This window comes from Saltatorellus ferox (assembly GCA_007751475.1).
Taxonomy (GTDB): domain Bacteria; phylum Planctomycetota; class UBA1135; order UBA1135.
Genome location: CP036434.1, coordinates 563,258 through 585,649, shown reverse-complemented (window position 1 = coordinate 585,649; position 22,392 = coordinate 563,258). Strand labels below are relative to the sequence as shown.

Here is a 22,392-nt window from a genome sequence, read left to right as displayed (position 1 = left end):
GTACCTCGACGAGAAGAACGCGCAGGCGAATCAGGGGGGGGGCAGCGTAGCCGGCAGGGCGCTACAGCGCGGTGAGCCGTCGGATCGTCGTGCCGGATAATATGGACGCATGAAGCGAAAGCTCCTCCGCATCCTGCTGGTGCTCGGTGTTCTGGCCCTGTTGAGATTCGGGCTGCCGCTCGGGTTCGCGGCGTGGCACTACTCGTCCACGCCCACGATGCGCGAATGGGTCAGGGAACGACCTGTGGAGGACCGCGTATGGGACGGCGCAGGGGGGGATCTCCGCGAATCGGAGCGACGCGTGCTGGAGATGACCGCGCCTCCCTCGGAGCCCGAGCGGTTCGCCGCATGGACGCCCAGCCTGCGGTTCGAACACGGCGACGAGGTTCTGCTCGATCTGGCGCTGGAGGTCCGCTACGAGGCCACCGAGGTCGACGCATGGGAGGAGCGCGGTGTGGGGAGCGAGTCCTACGGTCCGGTCACGCTGCACGCAACGCGTTGCGATCTCGACCCGGAGTTCCACGCGATCGTGGTGCTCACCCTGACTGAGAGAGCCGAAGGCGACCGCCGCGCACCGTCGACGAAGCTTGACGTCTTCGTGCTGGCCGGGCCTGGAGGCGTCGAGCTGGTCGAGCGAACCGAGCGGGTGGGGGGCAGTTCCAGCTACGATCTCAGCATCCGCTCGCTCGCCGAGGGGTTCGCCAGGGACTTCACGCTCAAGGCGCTACTCCTGGGGATCCTTCACCCCACGGGCGATCCGCCGCCCTCGGGGATCGGCTATCACGCGCACTCGACGTTCACTCCCACCTGGAACCGAGTCCCTGGAGGCTCGCAGGGAGCAAGCTACGGAATGTGGCGATTCACAGGCACCACGAGACAGTACTCCGTCTTGATCCACGCCGAATCCAAGGGGGAGGCCCCTTTCGAGCCCGGATCCGGGTCGAGTCTCACGAGTGAGGTCAATCTCTCCTACCGCTGGAACGGCGAGGTCTGGTAGTCGAGCGTTAGAGCAAGATCAGTCGTTCGCCCGCGTCCAGTGCGCCATGTCGCCTTCCGCCTTGGAGACGGGGTGCCCCGCGTCAGGCCAGTCTTGCGGGACGCGGCGCACCTCGGCCGCGTCGCAGCCCATCGCTGCCAGGCGAGCGACCAGCGCCGCGTATCGCTCGTCCGTGATCTGGGGATCCCGCGTCATGATCCAGGCGTAGTCGCGCTTGCGACGAAGGGTGATCGTCTCCGAGTACGCTTCGTTCAGGTAGGCGACGAGGGACTCGGCCTTCAAAGGCCAGAGGAAGCGCATGCCCCGCACGGCGCCCGTCTCGTCCTCGACGAAGCCCGTGGGCTTTATCGTCTCCAGCTCACCCTCCAGGGAGCCCTCACGGAAAACGTAGCTGGTGAGGATTTTCGAGGAGCTATCCGTCCAGCGGTCTTCAGGAGTCTGCGCCACAATAGGAGGTTCCATGACGGCCAAGACGACCAATCGAAGTGATAGCGGTGGCGACGAGCTGACTCGCTTTGGCATGGCGATGATCCAGCTTATCGACGAGGCTTCCACCAACAGCTCCTACAAGTACGCCCTCCTGGTGGCGCTGATGGATGCCGCTTCCGAGAACGTGGGGCGCGGCGGCTTGGAGCGCGGCAGCGTGACCTCCAGGCAGCTGGCAGTCCACGTGCTCGAGCTCTACTGGCCCCAGGCGCGGCCCTGGTCACAGCGGACCGGCTCGCCCCCGGAACGCCTGAAGGCGATCGCGACCAGCGGTCGATCGATCGTGGATCACATCGTGCTCGCTATCGCCGATCTACCAGGGCGGGTCACTGCTGCGGCGATGCGCGAATGGCGGCCCCAGCGCTGGGCGAAGCTGCTCGACGAGACCGAGAAGATCTTGATCCGGTACCCGATCGCCCATCTTTAGCAGATCGGCGGCGAGTCCACGGACCTCCTCTATCCCTCGGACCGGTGGCCCTTGAAGGGGATCGGGCTCGATATCGCGCGCTACCAGCGCGACCTGCGAGAGGGGTCCGCCAGGGCACACATGGACAATCGGATCCGATTTCAGCCTGGGGTCGAGGTCAATCTGGCTCGCCTGGCACCGTTGCTCCGCCCGCTGGTGATGGACCGCTGGGCTCGCTGGACAGAAAGAGCGAACTCACTTGCCGGAGAAGCCACCGTGCACGATTTCCTGTTCGGTCGTGAACGTATCCCCCTGGGTGCAGTCCGCGCGCCGCTTCGGGCTCTGCAGCGCGGTCTCTGCTTCTACTGCGGCGATCCACTGGATCAGGCTGCACCCGTCGATCACTTCATTCCATGGGCGCGTACGGGCTCTGATGATCTCTTCAACCTCGTGGTGTCCCACCAGCGCTGCAACGGCGATAAAAGCGATCACCTGGCGGCGCTTCGCCACGTGGAGCGCTGGCGAGAGAGACTGGATCGCCATCGCGACGATCTCCTCGAAGCGGCGGCAGGGCTTGGCTGGTCTGCCGACGGGGAGGGAGCCCGCGGGAGCGCCTACACCTCGTACTGGGTCGTTGGCGAAGGGTCGCGTCTGTGGCTGGCGAACAAACGCGTGTTCGAGCCCTACGACCCGCGTGTCCTCGAGCTCCTGACCGCCTGACGGTCGCGATGGGCCCGGGAGGGAAGCGCGCAGTCCCCAGTGGTCTGATCCAGAGGTTGGCGCCATTGATTGGAGCCACATTCACATTGCAGCAAGGCGCCCGAACCGCAGTGCATAGCGGTAGTTCCGTCCAAGGTTCGGCTACCCAACTGCAGCGCGAAATGGGCCGAACAAGAAGCGCGAACTGCGAGTCGGTCACCCCAGCGTCACTCGAAGAGGACCGAAAGCGCACTCGACAAGTTCGACGTTGGTGCACCAACCGCAGCATCGCGGTGCCAGTACTGGAAATAGAAGGTATCGCCGGGAAGGGCAGCGGTTGCGCCGAAGAGATTCGTGGGGATGGCGGTCAGATCGACGACCTGAGTCGCAGCGCCGTTCTGATCGGTCATCAAGACCGGGAAGCGGGCGAGCCGGAAGTTCGCGATGCAAAGGGAGCCCTCGCCGAGGCTGACCGTCTGGACCTGGCCGCCATACGAGCTACTGGTCAGGACCAGACCCAGCACACCCGCCGGGCAGCAAGCAACCTCCAGGGCGAGGGAGTTGCTGGTGACAACGGGGGAGCCCGAAGCGGACAGCGTGCCTCCAAAGCCAGTCGAGTTAGGAGTGCCGACGCAGACGAGGTCGCCAATGCCGGGAGAAACCAGGCCGGACCAAAGGTAGGCCGCGCCCGCCCGCAGGGCCGAGTTGCTGGACGGGTCTCCGTTAACGCCGGTTGCGCTACTGGACTCTCTCTCGGCTCCTACGAGCACGGTGCCATCGGAGACGCCGACGGAGGTACCGAAGAAATCGTACGACTCTGTATTCGACGCCTTCAGGTACGCCTGCTGACTCCACAGATCATCCAACCGAACGAACACGTAGGCGGCGCCAGAGAGAGGTGCAGAGTTGTCCGATCCGTCACCGTTCACTCCAATCGCGCTGCTGGACTCCTCCTTGGTCCCCACCACCACGGTGTCACAGGCTACGGCGACGGACTCACCGAAGTCATCGAACGCCTCCGTATTCGACGCCTTCAGGTACGCCTGCTGGGTCCATGAGGCACCAGAGCGGATGAAGACGTAGGCGGCGCCGGAGGCGGCGGCGGAGTTATCTGACTCGTCTCCGTCCACTCCGGTTGCCTCGCTGTCCTCACCCACGGCTCCGATGACCAAGGTCTCCCCGGACACAGCGACGGACCCACCGAAGAAATCAGACGCCTCGGCGTTCGATGCCTTCAGGTACGCCTGCTGGCTCCAGGAAACACCGGACCGGACGAACACATAGCCCGCGCCGGAGTTGAGAACCAAGTTGTCGGAACCGTCCCCGTTCACTCCGGTCGCGCTGCTGTCCTCAGCTCCCGCTCCGACGGCCACCGTGTCCCCAGACACGGCGACGGCCGCACCAAACGCATCGCCAGTCCCCGTGTTCGACGCCTTCAGGTACGCCTGCTGGCTCCAGGAGCCAGCCGACCGAACGAACACATAGGCCGCACCGGAGAAGCCGACCGCGTTGTTCGACCCGTCTCCATTCACACCGGTTGCGCCGCTGCCTTCATTCCGAGCTCCGACGACTACCGTATCCCCGGACACAGCCACGGACCCACCGAACAAATCAAACGCTTCGGCATTCGATGCTTTCAGGTACGCCTGTTGACTCCAGGAGCCACCCGATCGAACGAAGACATAGGCCGCGCCGGAGAGGCTGGCCGAGTCGTCCGACCCGTCTCCGTTCACTCCGGTCGCACTGCTGCCCTCCCTATCCGCTCCCACCACCACGGTGTCCCCGGACACGGCAACGGACCGACCGAAATTGTCCAGCACCCCCGTATTCGAAGCCTTCAGATAGGCCTGCTGGCTCCAAATACCGCCCGACCGGATGTACACATAGGCCGCGCCGGAGCCATCGACGGAGTTGTCCGACTCGTCCCCATTGACTCCCGTCGCACCGCTGTCCTCGGCCGGAGCGCCCACGACCACGGTGTCCCCGGACACGGCGACGCACGTCCCGAAGAAGTCGAGTGCCTCCGTGTTCGACGCCTTGAGGTACGCCTCTTGAACGATGGGGTCGATGACCAGAGGATACGCCGCGCCCGCCTCTTCCACGCAGAGGCTCAACTTCGTGCCTTCAACCTCAAGCCATGAGTCGAGCACGACACCCTCGGCATCGACGGCCAGCAGCCCGTCGTAGCAGAGGGCCAGCGTCCCGTCCGCCCTGCGCAGGGCGAGTCCCTTGCGCGCAGCGTTCACCTCAGGGGTCAGGGTTCCGAGGATGTCCAAGGTGAACCTCAGTGGCCCCCGATGACACTCGGGCGCAGCGGACGTAGGGCGCTCCCAAACGCTGAACCCGTGCTCGAACCCACGGGCGTCGTTGATCCACCATTCCGAGAGCTCGTCGCTCCACCCGTAGGTCAGCTCTTGTCCATCGGCGCACGCTCCGAACATGGGCACGTCTACGGAGACTGCGTGGCCCGTGAACCCGTAGGAGTGGAGCGCGAGGCCGAATCGCTCGTCACGCCCGGTCACCTCGATCAGGGCCGATCGCCCATCGAACCGAGCCGTCGAATGAAGCCCTGGGTTGGAGGCCACGTGGCCGAAGGCCGTAGCCTGAAACCCGTGGCGCTCGGCAACCAGGAGCGATTGGATCCGGGCCCAGTCGCCGTCGTTGACGCCAACGGGCAGCTCCACGGTCCCTTGCAATCCACTCGCCAGGGGCAAGTGAGAGGTGACACAGGCAATGGCCAAGGCCGCCGGGAACAGATGGGAAGAGTTCATGAAAACCTCGGCTCAACCACAGCGCGACCCACCGGAGAGGATGTCCAGCGAGAACCTTGCCGCTGCGTCTACCGTAGCCAGAGGTCTGATTCTGTGCTTCGTACGGATAGAAATTCCGGCCCGTGAGCAGACTCTGTGGGTCTGAAGCGCCCCGGTGGTCGTGAATGATCGGGGTCATGGGCTTCGGGGTTGGGCCGCGACCAACACCACCAAGGAAGGTGTAGGAGCGCGGCCTACGTTCGCAGTCCATCGGAGCGTCGCACAGCTCTGATGGCAGGAGCACCCAATGCGAGGCCCGGCATGGGAGCCTTCCCGAGCTCGTGGTCCCCGACATCCTTCATGCCGCGGTCATCAGGCATCGCTCCGACGCTGGCGACGACGTCGAGCGCGTATGCTGGGATCGCGTAGTACCGTCGAAGAGCATCTTCTGTGATCGACGTGGATCCAGAGCACGGGGCTCTACGGCGAAGCCGCTTCTACCCAAGGGATGAGGCCTTGGCAGGTCGAGCCTTCGCACTTACCATCGGTCTATGAAGCTCGCTCTTTTTCCCATCGTTGCCGGCTGCTCGCTGCTTCTGGCCTCGCACTCCTTTGCCGACCTTACTCAGCCCGAGGTCCCTGACTTCCGAGGCTTCGAGAGCACGTCGTTCCTGCGCTGGAACGACTGGAACAACGTCACGTTCTTCCAGGGGCAGCCAGCCCTCGTGGAGCCCGACGTGGTCTCCGACCCCGGAGCGTCGGGGACGATCCTCAACCCCATCGCCTTCCTGTCGATACCGGGCCCTGGGGAGATCTGCTCCACAAGCAACGGGATCGAGATCGGCTACAACCATTCGGGACTCGGGAACGTCGAGGAAGTGGTCGTGCAGATCGGCGGGCTGGACGCTGCGCTGATCGAGGGGTACCTCCTCTACCCGGACTTTCCGGACCCAGAAGCGCTCGGCCACATCGAGGCCCGCGACTTGCCCGGCGGCGGCAAGCTATTCCGCTTCCTCGCCTCGCCCCAAGGCCAGGGGTATGGAACGTATTCGGACTTCACCAGCTTCGCCATCCGGCTCAGCCTGCCGAACAGTGCAAGCACCCTGTGCCTTGACGAGGTGCAGCTCGACGTTCGCCATGAACTTTCCGGCGCCTTCGACACGGTGTGCAACGGTGCCACCGTCAACTCCCTGGCCGTGCGGGCGGGCATGGATCTCGGCGGATCGAGCGTCGCCGCGGACAACACCCTCGAGCTGACGGCGTCCGGGATCCCCGCCGCCTCCTTCGGCCTGTTCCTCGCCTCCCGTGGCGTGGGATCCACCCCCTGTACGGGGATCTGCGTCGGATCCCTCTGCCTCGACCCCACCGACGTGGGCCGGATCGGACCCGCGCTCAACGCAGGCCCGGACCTCTCCTTCGAGCGCATGTTGGACCTGTCGAACATCCCGACGAATCCCCCGGTGTCCGCGATAGCCGGCCAGAACTGGTATTTTCAGGCCTGGTACCGGGACGTCACCCAGGGCCTTCCCGTGTCCAGGTTCACCGACGCGGCCGCGATCCTCCTGCAATAGTGCCTTTCACTCGAGATCAGGGTCGGGGTACCGGAGCCTGCAGGCTAGGAGTCTGCGCCACAGAATGCGATTCCGCGAGCACCGCCAGGATCCGCGCTCGCGGCGTTGCGCCAAACCCCAATGGCATCAAACCATGGGGGGTCCGGCGCGCCTTGCGAGCGCAAATCCTGACGGCACTCGCGAAACCGCATTCTGTGGCGCAGACTCCTAGCCTGCATTATTCACGAGTTTGCACCACCAGCACGCCCAAACCACGCCGTGGCGGCGTCAGACGGCAGCCTTTGGCTGCCGCCCGCTTCGCGGGCTCCCTCACAGAATGCTCGACGGGCCTACGGGCCCGCCTCCGCTTCGTTCGGTCGTCTTCCTTGCCACGCCGCGGTTTGAACGCACTGGTGGAGCAAACTCGTGAATAATGCAGGCTAGCGATCTCTCGCGGCGCACCACCACTCGGTGAAGCCTGAGGTCGCCGGCTCGCGGCCGCTCTCCACCCGCACCGCATCGCCCCAGCCGCCCTCTTCCCGAAGCCAGGCTTCCAGGATCTTCGCGTGTGAACTCATCGTCGTGGCCCGCGCCTCCGGCGGCGGTTCGTCTTCGGTCAACGACACGATCAAGCGGCCGCCCAGAGCTTCCGCCAGCCTTCCGCTGCCGCCGCCGCTGCGCTCGTGCAGCAACGGATCCTCGAGCCAGGCGCGGCGGAAGAGGCCCGGGTTCTCGAGCTGCAGATCGAGCGCGAGCAAGGCGCCGTAGCCGCTACCCGCGATCCAGACCCGCTCGCGATCGATGCTGGCTCGTTCGAGAGCCATCCGCACGGCTTCGAGGGCCGGAAATCCGAAGGCGCCGGGCTGCTCCCAGAGGTCCCTCGGGTCCGGCGACCAGGCGGATCCGTCTTCGATCGTCTCTCCGACGAGGTACGGCGCGGCTGGAACGAGCAGCGTCGCCCCCAGCTGCGTCGCGAGCTTCCCCCACCGTCCCGAGGCGACGCCCGCGGCGGTTTCACCGTGGTCGTGGATCACGACGAGGAGGGGCGCGGGCGGAGTTCCTGGCTCCTGATTCGGCGCTGGCACGAGCACCGTACGCGAAGAGTAGGCCCGCGCGGACTCCCACTGACGCTGGAGGTCCGCCAGGACGGACGATCCGATCGACGCCCCACGAAGCGCCTCGATCTCCGCGTCCTGCAAGAGCGCATGGCTCCTGTCTTCCGTGCATGCGAAGCCTGACTCGCACGCACGCTTCAACCACTTCACCGCCTCTTCGAGGCGGCCCACCTGGGACTCGACGCACGCCAGGTTGTAAGCCGCGACCGCCGCGGACGGACGAAGGCCATGGGCCTTCACGAAGAGCGCGCGCGCCTCGTCGAGTCGTTCCGCCTGGAGCGCCGCCACGCCGCCGTCGAACGCTTCCTCGTAGTCGTGTCCCCAGGCTGGCTCGCCGAGGAAAGGCGCCGTCCTCGCGCTCGACGTCGCCGCGCTCGGATTCAACGAAGAGCGAAGACGCGCCGCACGTGCGCGGTGCATGACGGCCTGGGCGCTGCCCTCCCCATCGACGGCCTCCGCGACCACACCGAGCCCTTCGTGCACGCCGACCAGGCGCAGAACGTCCGGCGCCCATGCTCGCTGGAGCAGCGACAGTGAAGTGCCGAACGCCGATCGTGCGCCCGAAAAATCCCCCCTGGCGAGAGCGAGATCGCCGATCGCCTCCCAGACCCCCGCGACGTCCGCGCGCAGCGCCTCGGGGACCGGCCCCAGCGCCTCCAGCCCGGTGCGCGCGCGAGCCTCGTCGCCGAGCGCGACGTCGGCGGCAGCGATCGTGGCCTGCACCCGCCGTTCGAAATCGGGGGCCAGGGTATCGGGTGACGCCTCTGAAAGAGCACGCGTCGCCAGCTCTCGAGCGATGTCGGGCCGGTCCTCGGCGAGGTGCACGCGCGCCAGGTCGATGAGCACCAGCGCGCGCTCGTCCCGCGCGGACTCGCCCTCCCGTAGCCACATCGCAAACGCTCGATCGAGGAGCGACCGGGCGTCCGAGGGCCGACCGAGCTCGAGGTACGCGCGCGCGCTCGCGTGCAGGAGCGACGCCCGTACGCGCGGCTCCTTGTCGAAGCCGTGCTGCAATCGACGGGCTCCGCGGTCGAGGAGCTTCCGCGCCGCCTGGTCGATCTCCGGCGCTCCAACGGAGCGATCGAAGTGCTCGACGAAGTGCTCCACGACGAGGGCCTGGCGCCGCGCTTCATCTCTTACGCGGTCGCGCTGGGCGCGGATCTTCGAGTTCGCGATCAACAGGCCCATCGGCACGCCGATCACGAGCAGCGCGGAGAGCACGAGACTCGCGGCCCGCCACGGCCGCTGCCTGGCCCAGCGACGTGCACGCTGAGACGGAGAGAGCGGCCGGAGAAGAAGCGGACGAAACTCGAGGAACTGACCGAGGTCTCGCTCGAACTCCGCCATGCTCGGGTAGCGCAGGTTCGGGTCCTTCTCCAGCGCGCGTCGGCACAGGCGTTCGAGGTCCAGCGGAAGCTCCGGCGATACCCGGCGCAGCGGCTCGGGCTCGCGACTGCTGATCGCGGTCAGCACTTCGATCGGCGTGCGCCCGAGGAACGGACGGCGCAGGCACGCGCACTCGTAGAGCGTGACGCCGAGCGAGAACACGTCCGCTCGCCCATCAAGTCCGCCGCGCCGGTTCTCGATCTGCTCGGGCGCGACGTAGTACGGCGTACCCGCGAACTCACCGGAGAGCGTCAGCGTCGGCATGTCCTCGAGATGAGCGAGGCCGAAGTCGACGATCTGCACGCGGCCGTCCGGGCGCAGCAGGATGTTGCTGGGCTTGACGTCTCGGTGAATGATCCCCGCTGCGTGCGCTGCGGCGAGCGCGCTCGCCACGGCTCGGACGATGCGCACCACCGCTCCGACCCACGTCTCACCGAAGGCCTTTGGGCTGGCACCCGGGACCGCGGCCGACAGGTTCGCGCCGGTCAGCGCCTCGGGCGCCACCCCGCTCACGCGCACGGCTTCGAGGGCGCGATCGAGCGCGACCCCGTCCACGAACTCCATGGCGAACCAGGCTCGTCCCTGGTGCGTCCCCACGTCCACGATCGGAACGATGCCAGGATGACTGAGCTCGCGGGACGCCTGGACCTCGCGGGCGAAGCGCTCGGCCGAACGACGCGCGTGCTTTTCATGCTCTGCGGAGAGCGAGGGCTGCGGAACAGGTCCCAGCTTGAGAGCCACCCGCTGTCCGGACTCGATGTGGCTGGCGAGAAGCACCTCCCCCATCCCGCCGCTACCCAGCCGGCCCAGGACCCGATACGGCCCGATCGTCTCGGCCCGGTCAACCCCTGCGACGGACAGCAGGCCGAGCTTCGAGAGGGAAGCGAGTCGCTCGCGTACCCGTGCTTCGTCCCCTGGACGGGAGGCGAGCAGCGACTCCAGCGCCGCGGGGCCCTCGGCCTCCAGCGCGTCGATACAATCGGCCGTGAAGGCCTCGAAACGATCTTCCTCTGGGGCCCTCGGATCTTCCGGATTCATGGGATCAGTCTCCGGACGGATCCTACCAGTCGATCGCCACGTCCTAGATCAACCATGTCGAACGAACCCTCACACGACCCACGGCCATCGAAAGAGACCGCGGGCCCCGAGCCTTCCGCCGACCTCGTCGCGCGTGCCCGCACCGGGGATGCCGAGGCGCTCGAAGAACTCATGCGTGAGCACATGCCTGCGCTCCGGGGATTCGTCCGACTGCGACTCGGCCGCGCGCTCCGGAGTCGTGAGGAAAGCGTCGATCTGGTGCAGTCCATCGTGGGCGACGCGCTGGCGGACATGAAGCGCTTCGAGTATCGAGGACCTGAGAGCTTTCGACACTGGCTCATGCAGAGGGCGGAGAACAAGATCCGCACGCGCGGACGCTTTTGGGGTCGGGCGAAGCGCGCCGCCGGGCGCGAGGTAGGCCAGAGCGAGACGGGGCGGGATGGAGACGGGGTGGGCGACCTCCGCGAGGTCGCGAGCGGCTTCACGCCGAGCCGAAATGCCGCCAGTCGCGAAGAGCTGGAACGCGTGGAGGCCGCATTCCAGGAGCTATCGGAGGACGACCGCCGCGTGATCTTGCTCTCCCGCGTCGCGGGTCTCGATCATGCGGCGGTGGCAGCAGAGATGGGACGAACGCCGCTGGCGACGCGCTCCCTCCTCTCGCGAGCGCTCGCGAAGCTGGCAGCGCGGCTCGAGGCTACTGAGTGAAGCCGATGATGGAGCTGTTGGTGACGTTCGAAGAGGCACCGCAGGCCCCACCGCTGTCACGGTACCAGGCCTGGAAGTGCCAGGTCGATCCGGCCGTGATCTGGAACGAGCTGGAGAACTGAGCCATGGACTGCTGGGCCACACCGTCCACGAGATACGCGCCGAAGGCATTGGTCTGGCCGGCGTCGAAGCGCTGCAAGCCGACCGAGCCACCGACGCAGAGCAGGCCGTTTCCGACCGTTCCGAGGCCGGAGCCGTCTCCCATGAACACGATCGTCGTCGAGTTCGCGGGGGCGCCCGTGATGTAGAGAGCGAGATCGTCCGAGGAGACGCGACTCGTTCCCGCGAGCGCGAGGCGAGCGCCGCGGCCGGTGGAGTTCACGCAGCCCGCGAGCGGGTCGTCGTTGCCGCAGGGGCACTGCACCCCGTAGCAGTAGGTCACGCCGGGCTGCACGCCGTCGGTCAGCGAAAGTGCGCGCACGCTGCTGCCCACCTCGTGCGAGTCGAAGACGGTGCCGTCGACGGGATCGACTCGGCGCACGATTCCGCTCTCGGCGGCGACGAGAAGCTGGTCCAGGCTCATCCCGAGCGCGGTCACGTCGGACCCGATCTGGAACGAGCCCGTGATCGAACCCAAGCCCAGATCCATACGCGAGATCGTCCCGGTAGCCGAGCCAAGCAGAAGCGCCGAACCGTCCGAGGTCATCGCCGTGACGGGCATCGCCGCATCGCCGAACGTCTGGAAGTTTCCACCCCCCAGGAGAGACGCGCGGGTGACGACGCCGCTGTCGCCCGCGGCGAAGAGGTCATGGCCGACGCGAGTCAGCGCACGCAATCCGGCGGGCGCACGCCAGGTCCCGAGAAGCAACTCGGTGGTGAGGTCGTAGCACTCGACCGATCCATCGCTCCCGCCCACGAAGAGGCGCTGGCCATCGGAGGCGAGGGCGGCGGCATCGTTCTGGGTGTTGAACGAGTACTGCACGCCGACGGCCGGATCGTGGACGTAGAGGATCCCGGAGCGATCCCCGATGTAGGTCATGTCTCCGACCGAGACCATCGATTCCACGATCCCGCCGCAGGCACCGATGATGTCGAAGGCTCCGCTCACAGGGAGGGCGCGGCGGATGATCGTGTCGGGGCCTCCGACGAGGAGCTGCTGGGCAGAGCCGGTGGGCGCCAGGAGAGCCAGAGCGAGGAGCGAGAGGGATTTCATGGGTGCGAGGGAACCAGGGAGTGGAGAAGGAGACGCATATGATGGGAGAAGCGCCTTCCCCGGCGGGGTGTTGCAGGGAATCCCGCCGATCTCTCGGTCCTCGGGGAGCTCGCTACTCGTCCTTCTCCAGGGAAAGCGTCAGCGGGAAGAGCTGGGCCCGGGCCATCGCGTGTGCCCGGTTGACCTTCTTCCGAGCCACGCTCTCCGGCCAAAGGCCGATCACCGCCGAGCCCTGCATGTGGACCCGCAGCATGAGCTCCATCGCCCTTGGCATGGGCTGGCGGAAGATCTTCGTCAGCATGTCCACGACGAACTCCATCGTCGTGATCGGATCGTCGTGGCAGATGACCTTCCAGAGGGGCGCGAGGCGCTCCTCGTCCACCGTCTCTGGCTCGTCGAGGACGATCGTCCCCGGCATGACTTTCGGAGCGGCTCCCTCCAGCCGTCCTCGTTCCCAAGGCCCGTTGTGCGCGCGCATGCCATAAGAATGCCCGAAGAGCGCCGTGTCCGCGAGCCTGGAGCGGAAGAGAGAAGCTATCGTGACGGCCCCTGCCCGCCACGGCCCTACCCAGACGCCTCGCCCGACCCCCAGTGACTGACCTTTCCGCCCTCGACACGGAGATCCACGACCTCCGAGAAGCCGTACGCACGTTCCGGCAAGCCCTGGAAGAGCGTTTCATCGGCCAGGCAGAGACCGTCGAGCGGCTGATCCTCGCGCTCCTCGCCGGCGGGCACGTGCTCCTCGAGGGCGCGCCAGGCCTGGGCAAGACCACGCTCGTCCACGCTCTATCGGACGCCGTGGACCTCGACTTCCAGCGGCTCCAGTGCACCCCGGACCTGATGCCCACCGACGTGCTCGGCACGCGGATGCTTCGCATCCACGAGGAGTCCGGCGCCCGTTCGTTCGACTTCGAGCGCGGCCCTGTCTTCACGAACGTGCTCCTCGCCGACGAGATCAACCGCGCGACCCCGCGGACCCAGAGCGCGCTGCTCGAGGCGATGCAGGAAGCGCAGGTCACGCTGCACGGAACGACCCATCCGCTCGAAGCGCCGTTCTTCGTCGTCGCGACCCAGAACCCGATCGAGATGGAGGGCACGTATCCCCTCCCGGAAGCCCAGCTCGACCGCTTCCTCTTCAAGCTGGAGATCGAGCTCCCCAGCGAGGCCGAGCTGACGCGCATCCTCGGAGCGACGACCGGGGAGCGACTCGGCCGGATTCCAGTCTGCCTCACGAAGCCCCAGCTGCTTCGCTTGCAGGAGATCGTCCGACAGATTCCTGCCCCTTCGACGATCGTCGAGAGCGTCGCGCGCATCGTGCTCGGCACGCACCCGACGCATCCGGCCAGCATCGACGACGTCAAGAACTACGTGCGGCACGGAGCCAGCCTCCGCGCCGGGCAGTCGATCTTGCTCGCCGCGAAGGCGCGCGCACTGATCGCGGGCAGGCTCCACGTGACCGAAGGCGACGTTCGCGCGGTCGCCCGACCCGCGCTCAAGCACCGCGTGATCTTGAGCTACGAGGGCGAAGCGAGCGGACTCGACCTCGCGGAGCTCGTGGACGCGGCGGTCGACGCGGCGGTCTGACTTACCGGGAGGACTCGACGTCGCTCTGTAGCGCCGCGATCTCTTCTTCGAGGACGCGCAAGCGCGACTGCGCGCGCTCGTTCCGGGTGCCGTCCGACACACTCTCCAGTTCGCTGCGCCACCGCTCCGCCAGGAGCGAGAGCCACTCGACGGCTCGCTCAGGCTTGTTCAGCTCGACGGAGATGTCGGCCAGTCCGCGCAGCAGGAACTCGGAATGGTCGCCCAGCGCGTACGCATCCTCGCAGAAGTGCAGGGCCGCCTCGGTCAGGCCCTTACGACGAAGGAATCGACCTGCGTCGTGGTGAGCCGCCGCGAGGTCGCCGTTCGGGTCGACCTGGCCCAGCGCAGCACGGATGGAATCGATGGCCTTGGTGGTCTCGCCTTCCCCGATCCAGAATTCGGCCCGCGTCAACACGAGCTGTTCCATGCACGGGTAGAGCCGGAGCGCGAGGTCCATGACGTCCGTGACGAGTTCCGGGTCGTCCGTCGCCCGCGCCGCGTTCAAGTAGTCGAGCGTGAGTCGCGCAGCGGGCGTGCCGACCTGCCAGTCGTCGTCCGCCACGCCCAGGACCTTGGCGTGAAGCCGTGTCACGCCTGTCCGAAGGGTGTTGAGCTGCTGGGCCGTGAGGTCCTGTCGCCGGTAGAAGTGGGCGAGCTCCCGATAGCCGCGCGCGTCCATGGGGTCGGTTTCGATGGCAGCGTCGAGCGCAAAGCGTGCAGCCTCTGCGTCGCCAGCGCGGTCCAGCTGGCGCGCCTGCTCCAGCCATGCCTCGACTCCGCAGGCATACTTGTCCGAAAGAATGACCGAGCAGACCTCGAATTCCGACGGGCTGGTACCCGGTCGATGATCGACTCCTAGCTCGACCAGGGCCATGGATCCGGAAAGCAGCGGAACGCCGAGGGACGCGCCGGTGGGCGTCGGCATGAGCGAAGCGGGAACCTCACTGCGCCGAACCCCAGGAGGCAGAAGCGCCTCGAGCGACTGGCGCACGATCTCGGTGCCCGAGTGGTCCAAGAGGACGATGTCCGTCTTCCCGCCTTGGGCCGGACAGAGATACAGGGTTCGCTGGCCGTCGAGGACGAACGCGGCTTCTGGGAGCTGGGTGAACGGCAACCTGACCCAGGTCACGAGCTTACCGCGCTCCTGACGAAGCGCGTGGACCCTGCGAGCCTCCGTCTTCGATCCCCGCGACGCCACGATCGTGACGTTGGTTCCGGGGACCATCGAATGAGCGATCAGCGGTCCATACGCCTGAGCCGCTGCGGGCTCACCAGGTATCGGCAGATCGTCCGCCCTCGGCGTGACCGCCAGAAGAGCTTGCGACATGACGCCACCGGGCAGGGCACCCTCGGACACGGCCGAGTGCGAAAGACCCTGGTCAGGCGAGAGACCGGCCTTGAGCTGGGTCACGGCCAGCGAGGAGGTTCTCCAGGTGGTGACTCCCACGAGGACGCTGGCACCGGGCGCGAGGCCCTGGGTGCCGCTGGCGAGAGTGCCCACATTCGCGTGAGCACCCGGCGAAGGGGAACCCAGCGAAGGCGCCGCAGAGGCGCACCCCGCAATCAGCGCTGCCCAGAACCGAGCATTCATGAAGCTTCCGTTTCGCATTCCCCTTGAGTGTAGACCACGGCCCACCGCTCCGACTGGAACCGTGGCCCTCTGCCGTCCTACGGAGAGGAGATCGGACGGGCTCTCCACGATCTGAACCGCAAAAGGCGATGCCACCGCGAAGGTGCCCGAGCTGCCTCGGAACAGTACCCTTTCCCTGGATCATTCCTCAAACTGCGTCGCCATGGCGCCGTCTGGACGTGCTGGCGACGCGGTTCGATGAACGGATGAGGATAGTTCTCAGATCGATCGCGGTAACCCGAGCGCCTTCAATCTCCGACCGAGTTCCGAGGTGAAACGTCGCGCCGCAGGAGGCATCAGGTGGAAGGGATTCTCCATATCCTCCTTCACGAAGGTCTGCTGCGGCCCGGGCAGGTGCCAGGCGCGCTCCGATGTCGCGCAGATGGCGTCGATGTAATCGTGGAACTGACGCATGAGTTCGACCTGCTCGGGATGGTCGACAAGTCCCTCCCAGATCGGCCCGTCGACGAACACGAGGTCATAGCCACGGGAGTCGGCGTCCTGGATCATTCGCTCGATGGCCGCCCGGTCGCTGATACGGGGAATTGGCCCCTGGAAGGCACGGATCTCGGGGAGGACCTTCTTCTCCACGTTCGACGGAATCCCGTCCGGATTGCTCGCCAGGAAGGACGCGGTCCCGTCGGCCGCGATCGGCATTTTCGCCGGCTCGACGACCTGGGCCTTGCCTCGAATCAACGCCGCGAAGGTCACGGACTGGGTGAAGAGGGGGAAGGCGCGGGACACGGCGAACTCAGCGAGATAGGCCGCGTCAAGACGCGCGCTGCCCGCCGCGGCGGTCGAAAGGGACACCGGCACCTGCGCGAACGTGAAGCCATCCGAGACCTTGACCAGGGTCTGACTTCCCACGATCACAAGTACGAGACCGGGAGGCGCCTCGGCGGTTTCTACCGACCTGTCGAGCAGCCAGCGCGCGCCCGTCATGAGGAACCGGCCGTAGGTGCAAAGGTTGACCGCAGGCACACCCAGTTCGCTGCCGAGAACCGCCGCGTTCACGCCGAAGTTGCCGCCGGAGTCGCCAACGATGATCACCCCGCCAGCGGGCGCTCCTTCGGAAGCAAGCTCCCACTTGGTGGCCACCATCAGGCCGTCGTAGGTTCGCTCTGACGCCGGCGACCTGCGGATCGCCCATGCGTTCACCCCGAAGACGAGCGCGACCGCCAGCGCGAGCATCAGCGCGACCTTGCCACCCGAGGATTCGTGCTCGCGTTCGTCCGCGAGGCGTTCATGTGGTTGCGACATGGCGGGCTCGGATCAGAACTGGAAGTAGAAGAACTCGACGGGCTCGCGCACGCCGAACACCATCATGGCAAGGATCATGGCGGCCAGCAGCAGGGAGCGCCCGATCACGGGCAAGCGCAGCGGCACGAGCAAGTCCTTCGAGAAGTGCTGGGCCAGCTGAATCAACACGAGCGGCCAGCTGAAGTAGGCGTAGGTCAAGAGTCCTGCGCGCGCGGTGTCCGTGAGCTCGAACGACTGGTGAGTCATCATGTGCCAGAATTGATCCACCGAGTCGCAGCGAACGATCGCCATGCCGATCAGCATCGGGATCCAGAACAGAACGATGCGCACCCACTCACCTCGAAGTCCGTAGTCGCGATCGTTCGCGTTCTTGCCACTCACATCGAGAATCACACGTTCCAGTACGAGAAGCACGCCGTGGTAGCTCCCCCAGAGCACGTACGGCCAGGCCGCCCCGTGCCAGAGTCCACCCAGCGCCATGACCATGAACATGTTCCGATAGGTCTTGAAGCGGGAGCCCCGGTTGCCGCCCAGCGGGATGTAGAGGTAGTCGCGCAGCCAGGTGGAGAGACTGACGTGCCATCGGGCCCAGAAGTCGCTCGGGCCGGTCGCGAGGTAGGGCAGCCTGAAGTTGAGGAGGAACTCGAAGCCGAGCAGCTTCGCGAGCCCCCGTGCGATGTCGGTGTAGCCCGAGAAATCGCAGTAGATGTGGATCGTGAAACCCAGCACCGCCACGAAGGGCTCGAGTCCGTGAAGCTCTTGCCACGCTCCCTCCGCGAACATCGGGTTCGCGACCAGCGCCGCCTGGTCCGCGATCACCGTTTTCTTGAAGTAGCCCCAGATGAGCAGCCAGATCCCCGACTGGACCTTGCCCGCGGTGACCCGGCGCGGCGCTTCGATCTGGGGCATGAGCCGCGACGCGCGCTCGATCGGTCCCGCGACGAGCTGCGGGAAGAAGCTGACGAAGAGTCCAAAGCCCAGGAGATCGTTCGTCGCGGGCATGCGCCGGCGGTACACGTCGATCGAGTAACTCAGCGTCTGGAACGTGTAGAAGCTGATCCCGACCGGAAGCACGAGGCGCAGCGTCGGCATGTGAGCCTCGAAACCGATGGCGTTCAGGAAGACCGCGGCGCTATCGATGAAGAAGCCGAAGTACTTGAAGGACGCGAGGATTCCGAGGTTGACGACGACCGAGAGCGTGACGAGCCACTTGCGCCGCTTCTCGTCGTTCGAGGCTTCGAGCTTCCTGCCAATGACGAAGTCGATCCCCGTCGAGAGCGCCAGCAGAGCCAGGAACCTCGGGTCCCAGTACCCGTAGAACACGTAGCTCGCCGCGAGCAGCCACGCGTTCTGCACGCGATAGCGGCGCGAACCCAGCGCCAGGTACACGGCGTAGACGATCGCGAAGAAGAGCGGGAAGACCCAGGAGTTGAACTGCACGGCAAGTCGGGCTTCGGGGAGCGCTAAAATGACAATGACCGCGCGCCCTGCGGCGCCCGGTCATGGTGAGAGTAGCGGCTCCCTCGGACTACGTGGAGAGAAGACAGCCCGAGAACTCGGCGGCCGTCCCATCCGGAACCGCCAGGCGAGTCAGTTCGAGATCAACCCTGGAGCTTCGAGGCGAGATCGTCGAGGTCGACGCTCTCGAGTTCCTCGCGACCGATGCGCCCCATGCGCTCGAAGCGGCGACGCTCTTCGATCGAGGACATCTCGGCGCCAGATCCGATCGGAAGGCGCTTGGGCTCGATGCGGTTTCGACCAGCGGCGCGGACGACCTCGGCGAGGTTCTCGGGAAGGCCCTCCGGCAGTTCCTCACGGCGCTCCAGCGCCTTGCGGGCACGGCGGCAGACCTCGAGGGTGCTGGTCAGGTTGGTACGAATCTTGGCCAGCCGATCGATGTCCGCGCCGGGTCCGTCGAGGGAGCGATCGACCTTGGCGCTGGCCACTTCGAGGACGGCGATCAAGGTGTTCAGCTTGCGCATCAGGCGCTCGCGGTACTCGGGCGACTCGAGATCGGAGTTCTTGAAGGGTTCGGACGGTTGCTGGCTCATGACGGCGAAGTTGGGCAGTAGTTCCGGGCGAGCGACGCGCTCCCCACACTTCAAACTACCCGCCTTTGGAAGTCCGGAGCGCAAGGCCGCAGCTGTTCCCCTTTTAGGACAAAGTCCGTCTAACGCAATGACCCTGGAATCCGTCCCGCAGCGGGGGTTTTCGGCATGCGTCCCAGAAAGAGGCCCCAGAAAGAGGTCCCAGAGGGAGATGCTGAAGGGAGATGCTGAAGAGAGGCGCTGAAGGAGGTTCAGAAGGCCGAGCCGACCACTTGTTGAATCTGCGCCTCGGAACAGCGCCCTGCCACGACGAAAGCCGCTCCATCGATCTTCCCGAGGCCGATCGTCCAGGAGCCGTGGGAGTAGAGTCCCAGCTGCCCGGCGAGCTCCGCCGATGTCGTGGTCGTCTCTTCGGAGTGCGCGAAGACGAGGGCCTCGATGCCATCGGTAGCCACGAGTCGAAGCCAGCGCCCCGCCGGCAAGTAGCTCGTCTGACCCACCGGTATGCCGGCGACCAGGCTCGTGGGAACCCTCTGAACCTCGGCTTTCGCGTACTGCATGTCGCCGACGAGAACATCCGGCCAGTGCACCTCGAACCCCGCCTGGGAATCGAGGGGGGCGAAGAGATTGAGCGACTCCGCGGAGAAGGAGCGACCGCGGAGAATCATGTTGGATACGTCGCCGCCGTACTCGAAGCTCTCGTAGGCGATCTGGGTCAGAGGAAGACCCGCATCGTCGAACTCCTGCCAGGCGAGAACGAATCCTGTGTTCGGGTCGACGTCGGCCTCGTAGTGACCGGGTCGATCCCCGTTCTGGCCATTGCGCACGAAGCTCAGCCGAACGCAGGGAATCCCCGCGACGGTAGGCGACTCTGGCAACAGCGTGATGGCGTAGTGGCTTGCCGCTTGCGCCGCGTTCCGAACCCGGAAGTCTCGCATGGTCCAAAGGAACCGCGTCGAGGACTCGAACAGCATCTCGTAGGCGAGGGTGTCCACGCCCGTAGGGGCCATCAGCACGTCAAAGAGTTCGATCGAGAACTGGCCGGTGCCGTCCGCACCGACGTCCTCGAGCTGCTCCATCCGCACGCTGCTTCCCGTTTCGGAGGTCTGCATCTCCATGACGCGGCGAATGCCGCGGAAGGCGGTTCGATCCTGAACACCGACCATGAGATCGAGAACCGGCAAGGAACCTCCGGCCTCGGCGCCTCCTCGGAAGACCGGGAGCGGTCCGTCGTCGGCTGCCCGGCCCTCAGCTCCGTTGTCCACGCAGGCCGCCAATGCCACCAGGGCGAAAACACCCAGCATGCGCGAGCCCGAGCGGACCGAGGTCAGCACACGGGAAGCGATCGGAACACCGCGTTCCTCGGCAGTCGCTGGACCCATGGGATCAGCTTCCTCCTCCGACGGGGAGCCCCAGCGCCTGAATCAGGCTACGCTCAGCGTCCGTGATGGTTTCGTCGGTCAAACGAACGACGCGAAAGGACAGGCCGCTGGCGGACGTCGCGATCTCACCCGAAGAGGCCACCTGGTCGAGCGAGCCTGGACGGGACTTCGCACCGGACACCCAGAGGCTCGAGGGTACGCCTCCAAAGAAGGCGATGGCCCCTGCGAGGGCCATGGAGGCCCCGAAGACCTGAAGCCTCCGAACGAACACCTTGCCCGGACCACTCTTTCGCGAGGGATCCTGTAGTGCTGCGTCACCGCGGACGAGCTGTCGTTCCAAGCGGAGATCCAGTTCGGAAGGCGCGTGGACGAGCGGCAAGCGATCGGTCATCCCGCGGACCATCGAGGCCTCCGGCTGCATGACGCGCTCTTGCACCCGCTGATCGAGCTCGAGAGGGGCGACGGCGCGGGTCTGCGGATCGGTCCGAAGCACGTGCGCGGCGACAAGTTGCTCGAGTCCCGAAGGGGCCTTCTGTCGCCCGAGGCGGGCAAGGGCTGCGACGGCGCGCTCCTGCTGGTAGCCCGCGTGGATGGCCGCCACGACCGCACCCTCCAGCGAGGAGGGGGCTGCCTTGGGCTCGAGCGAGAGGAGCCATTCAGCCACGACGCCCGCACGCTCCACCGCCAGCCGAACGGAGTCCGAGGCGTTGATTTCCTCTCCCGACTCAAGGACACCTGGTGTCCGGTCCGGGCCGGACTCGGAGGGCAACTCAGGCAGCCGCGCCTCGGGAATCAGCACGCACTCGACATCCGATGCACCCCCAAGATCCGAGAGACACCCGGAATCCGAGAGACCCGCAGAATCCGATGGATCCTGACCTGGGCTGGGGGCGGGTGACGCGGGAGACATGGCAGGAGGCGGAGAGATGACCAGCCACGATGCGGTGATCGTCGCGGGCTCCCGGAGTTGCGGAGCCGGTCAACGCTCGAAGTTCGAGGGTTAACGGTGGAGGAGAAGGAGGGAGACTGAGGAGAGAGAGTGCAGAAGTGTCTGAACTCGACGTCATGGACGATTCGGCTGTGGCGAGTGTTCCGTCCGAGACCGGGTGCCTTCGAGAAACCCTATCTCATTCTGCGAAAAAGGGCGATGCCGGACCATGGAGCACGACTCTACCCCGTCAGCAGTCCTCGAACGGAACTCCATCGATGGGACCACCTATCGCAAGACGATTTGCAGACCCTCTTCCGCAAGGGCTCGACTGACCGGGGTGGATCAGTTGATGAAATGGCGGTCCAGCATGGGGGTCAGCTCTCGATCCAGGGCTGCGTGAGCCCTGGAGAGGCGTGACTTGACCGTGCCGAGGGAGATCTGGAGAGAGTCGGAGATCTCCTCGTAGCTCAGGCTTTCAAGATAGCGAAGCACGATGATGGCTCGCATCTTCGGAGAAAGGCGGTCGATCGCGCGCTGGACATCGATCTCCAGCTCGTGCCGGGAAGCGGCTGCAGCCGGCGCCTCGGTGTCCTCGTCGCGGATATCGAGGGATGAAGAGCCATCCACGGCAGAACTCCTCATGGAATCGAGCGAGGCAACGGCCCGGGCGCCGGATCGACGCTTGATGTCGATGCTGGCGTTCACGGCGATGCGGTACACCCAGCTGGAGAACTTCGACTCGAACCGAAACGCTCCCACCTTCCGATGAAGGATGCCGAACGTCTCCTGTGAGGCATCCATGGCATCGGTCGCGTTGCCGGTGATTCGGAAGCAAACGTTGTAAACCCGGTCCTTGTAGAGATCGTAGAGCTGCCTGAAGGCACCCTGGAACCCGCGGTCAGGCTCACCCTGGCATTCCAGGACGAGGTCGCGGTCGGGATCAATACGGAGGGGTCCTGTCATGGGGATTCGTGTTTGAGACGGCGACCGACGGGGGAAAGTTCCATCGAAGCTGCCCGATTCCCGAGGCGCACCTGGTCGATGCACGAAAGGGAAAGCAGAGGATCGCCAGGCCTGCCGAAGGGAAGCGGCGGGCCGGGCGCGGGGGTCGTAGAACGAAGTATGCCCGATGCCAGGCTGAGTCGCGGAGAAGTTCGTGACGCAGATCGCGCCAGCGAAAATCGACCGGGCCAGCGCGCCTCAGTACGAGAC

General features: G+C 66.0%; 18 protein-coding genes. 6 read left to right on the top strand and 12 right to left on the bottom strand.

Features of this window, described 5'->3' with window-relative positions; translation table 11 throughout:
- Positions 1–109: 109 nt before the first annotated feature.
- The gene (locus Poly30_RS02160; protein WP_145194378.1) at positions 110–997 is read left to right on the top strand and encodes a hypothetical protein; all 888 of its coding nucleotides are present in this window, start codon (positions 110–112) and stop codon (positions 995–997) included.
- 18 nt (positions 998–1,015) lie between these two features.
- On the opposite strand, the gene Poly30_RS02155 is transcribed toward Poly30_RS02160, so the two are convergent.
- Positions 1,016–1,459, bottom strand: coding sequence for a lipocalin family protein (locus tag Poly30_RS02155; protein ID WP_419190858.1), 444 nt, complete (start codon positions 1,457–1,459; stop codon positions 1,016–1,018).
- On the opposite strand from Poly30_RS02155, the gene Poly30_RS02150 reads away from it, so the two are divergent.
- Both Poly30_RS02150 and Poly30_RS02145 read left to right on the top strand, forming a co-directional pair.
- Positions 1,458–1,910, top strand: coding sequence for a hypothetical protein (locus Poly30_RS02150; RefSeq protein ID WP_419190856.1), 453 nt, complete (start codon positions 1,458–1,460; stop codon positions 1,908–1,910). The two genes, Poly30_RS02155 and Poly30_RS02150, sit on opposite strands and share 2 nt — an antisense overlap.
- Before the next feature lie 51 nt (positions 1,911–1,961).
- Positions 1,962–2,609 (top strand): HNH endonuclease, encoded by a 648-nt coding sequence (locus tag Poly30_RS02145; protein WP_145194375.1) that lies wholly within the window; start codon positions 1,962–1,964, stop codon positions 2,607–2,609.
- A gap of 206 nt (positions 2,610–2,815) precedes the next feature.
- Here Poly30_RS02145 and Poly30_RS02140 read toward each other — a convergent pair whose 3' ends face one another.
- Positions 2,816–5,359 (bottom strand): FG-GAP repeat protein, encoded by a 2,544-nt coding sequence (locus Poly30_RS02140; RefSeq protein ID WP_419190855.1) that lies wholly within the window; start codon positions 5,357–5,359, stop codon positions 2,816–2,818.
- A gap of 530 nt (positions 5,360–5,889) precedes the next feature.
- On the opposite strand from Poly30_RS02140, the gene Poly30_RS02135 reads away from it, so the two are divergent.
- Positions 5,890–6,909, top strand: a complete 1,020-nt coding sequence (locus tag Poly30_RS02135; protein WP_145194374.1) for a hypothetical protein — start codon at positions 5,890–5,892, stop codon at positions 6,907–6,909.
- 419 nt (positions 6,910–7,328) lie between these two features.
- Here Poly30_RS02135 and Poly30_RS02130 read toward each other — a convergent pair whose 3' ends face one another.
- Positions 7,329–10,427 (bottom strand): protein kinase domain-containing protein, encoded by a 3,099-nt coding sequence (locus Poly30_RS02130; RefSeq protein ID WP_145194373.1) that lies wholly within the window; start codon positions 10,425–10,427, stop codon positions 7,329–7,331.
- A 54-nt stretch (positions 10,428–10,481) separates the two neighbouring features.
- Between Poly30_RS02130 and Poly30_RS02125 the strand changes: the two genes are divergently transcribed.
- The gene (locus tag Poly30_RS02125) at positions 10,482–11,132 is read left to right on the top strand and encodes an RNA polymerase sigma factor (RefSeq protein ID WP_145194372.1); all 651 of its coding nucleotides are present in this window, start codon (positions 10,482–10,484) and stop codon (positions 11,130–11,132) included.
- On the opposite strand, the gene Poly30_RS02120 is transcribed toward Poly30_RS02125, so the two are convergent.
- Both Poly30_RS02120 and Poly30_RS02115 read right to left on the bottom strand, forming a co-directional pair.
- Complete coding sequence (locus Poly30_RS02120; RefSeq protein ID WP_145194371.1) at positions 11,122–12,345, bottom strand: WD40 repeat domain-containing protein; 1,224 nt, start codon at positions 12,343–12,345, stop codon at positions 11,122–11,124. The genes Poly30_RS02125 and Poly30_RS02120 overlap by 11 nt on opposite strands.
- 112 nt (positions 12,346–12,457) lie before the next feature.
- The gene (locus tag Poly30_RS02115; RefSeq protein WP_419190854.1) at positions 12,458–12,763 is read right to left on the bottom strand and encodes an ATP-dependent Clp protease adaptor ClpS; all 306 of its coding nucleotides are present in this window, start codon (positions 12,761–12,763) and stop codon (positions 12,458–12,460) included.
- 173 nt (positions 12,764–12,936) lie between these two features.
- On the opposite strand from Poly30_RS02115, the gene Poly30_RS02110 reads away from it, so the two are divergent.
- Positions 12,937–13,929 (top strand): AAA family ATPase, encoded by a 993-nt coding sequence (locus Poly30_RS02110; protein WP_419190853.1) that lies wholly within the window; start codon positions 12,937–12,939, stop codon positions 13,927–13,929.
- A gap of 1 nt (position 13,930) precedes the next feature.
- Here the strand turns inward: Poly30_RS02110 and Poly30_RS02105 are convergent, their stop codons facing one another.
- From Poly30_RS02105 to Poly30_RS02075, 7 genes are all read right to left on the bottom strand, one after another.
- The gene (locus Poly30_RS02105) at positions 13,931–15,430 is read right to left on the bottom strand and encodes a tetratricopeptide repeat protein (RefSeq protein ID WP_145194369.1); all 1,500 of its coding nucleotides are present in this window, start codon (positions 15,428–15,430) and stop codon (positions 13,931–13,933) included.
- A gap of 348 nt (positions 15,431–15,778) precedes the next feature.
- Positions 15,779–16,819: a hypothetical protein gene (locus tag Poly30_RS02100; protein ID WP_145194368.1), complete on the bottom strand. Its 1,041-nt coding sequence runs from the start codon at positions 16,817–16,819 to the stop codon at positions 15,779–15,781.
- A gap of 12 nt (positions 16,820–16,831) precedes the next feature.
- Positions 16,832–18,259: an MBOAT family O-acyltransferase gene (locus Poly30_RS02095; protein ID WP_145194367.1), complete on the bottom strand. Its 1,428-nt coding sequence runs from the start codon at positions 18,257–18,259 to the stop codon at positions 16,832–16,834.
- A 161-nt stretch (positions 18,260–18,420) separates the two neighbouring features.
- Entirely contained in the window at positions 18,421–18,870 is a 450-nt protein-coding gene (locus tag Poly30_RS02090) for a hypothetical protein (RefSeq protein ID WP_145194366.1), read from the bottom strand.
- 248 nt (positions 18,871–19,118) lie between these two features.
- A complete protein-coding gene (locus Poly30_RS02085) occupies positions 19,119–20,249 on the bottom strand; it encodes a hypothetical protein (protein ID WP_145194365.1) in 1,131 nt (376 codons plus the stop codon).
- A gap of 4 nt (positions 20,250–20,253) precedes the next feature.
- A complete protein-coding gene (locus Poly30_RS02080; RefSeq protein WP_145194364.1) occupies positions 20,254–21,048 on the bottom strand; it encodes a hypothetical protein in 795 nt (264 codons plus the stop codon).
- Positions 21,049–21,522: 474 nt separating this feature from the next.
- Positions 21,523–22,143, bottom strand: a complete 621-nt coding sequence (locus Poly30_RS02075; RefSeq protein WP_145194363.1) for an RNA polymerase sigma factor — start codon at positions 22,141–22,143, stop codon at positions 21,523–21,525.
- Positions 22,144–22,392: the final 249 nt, after the last annotated feature.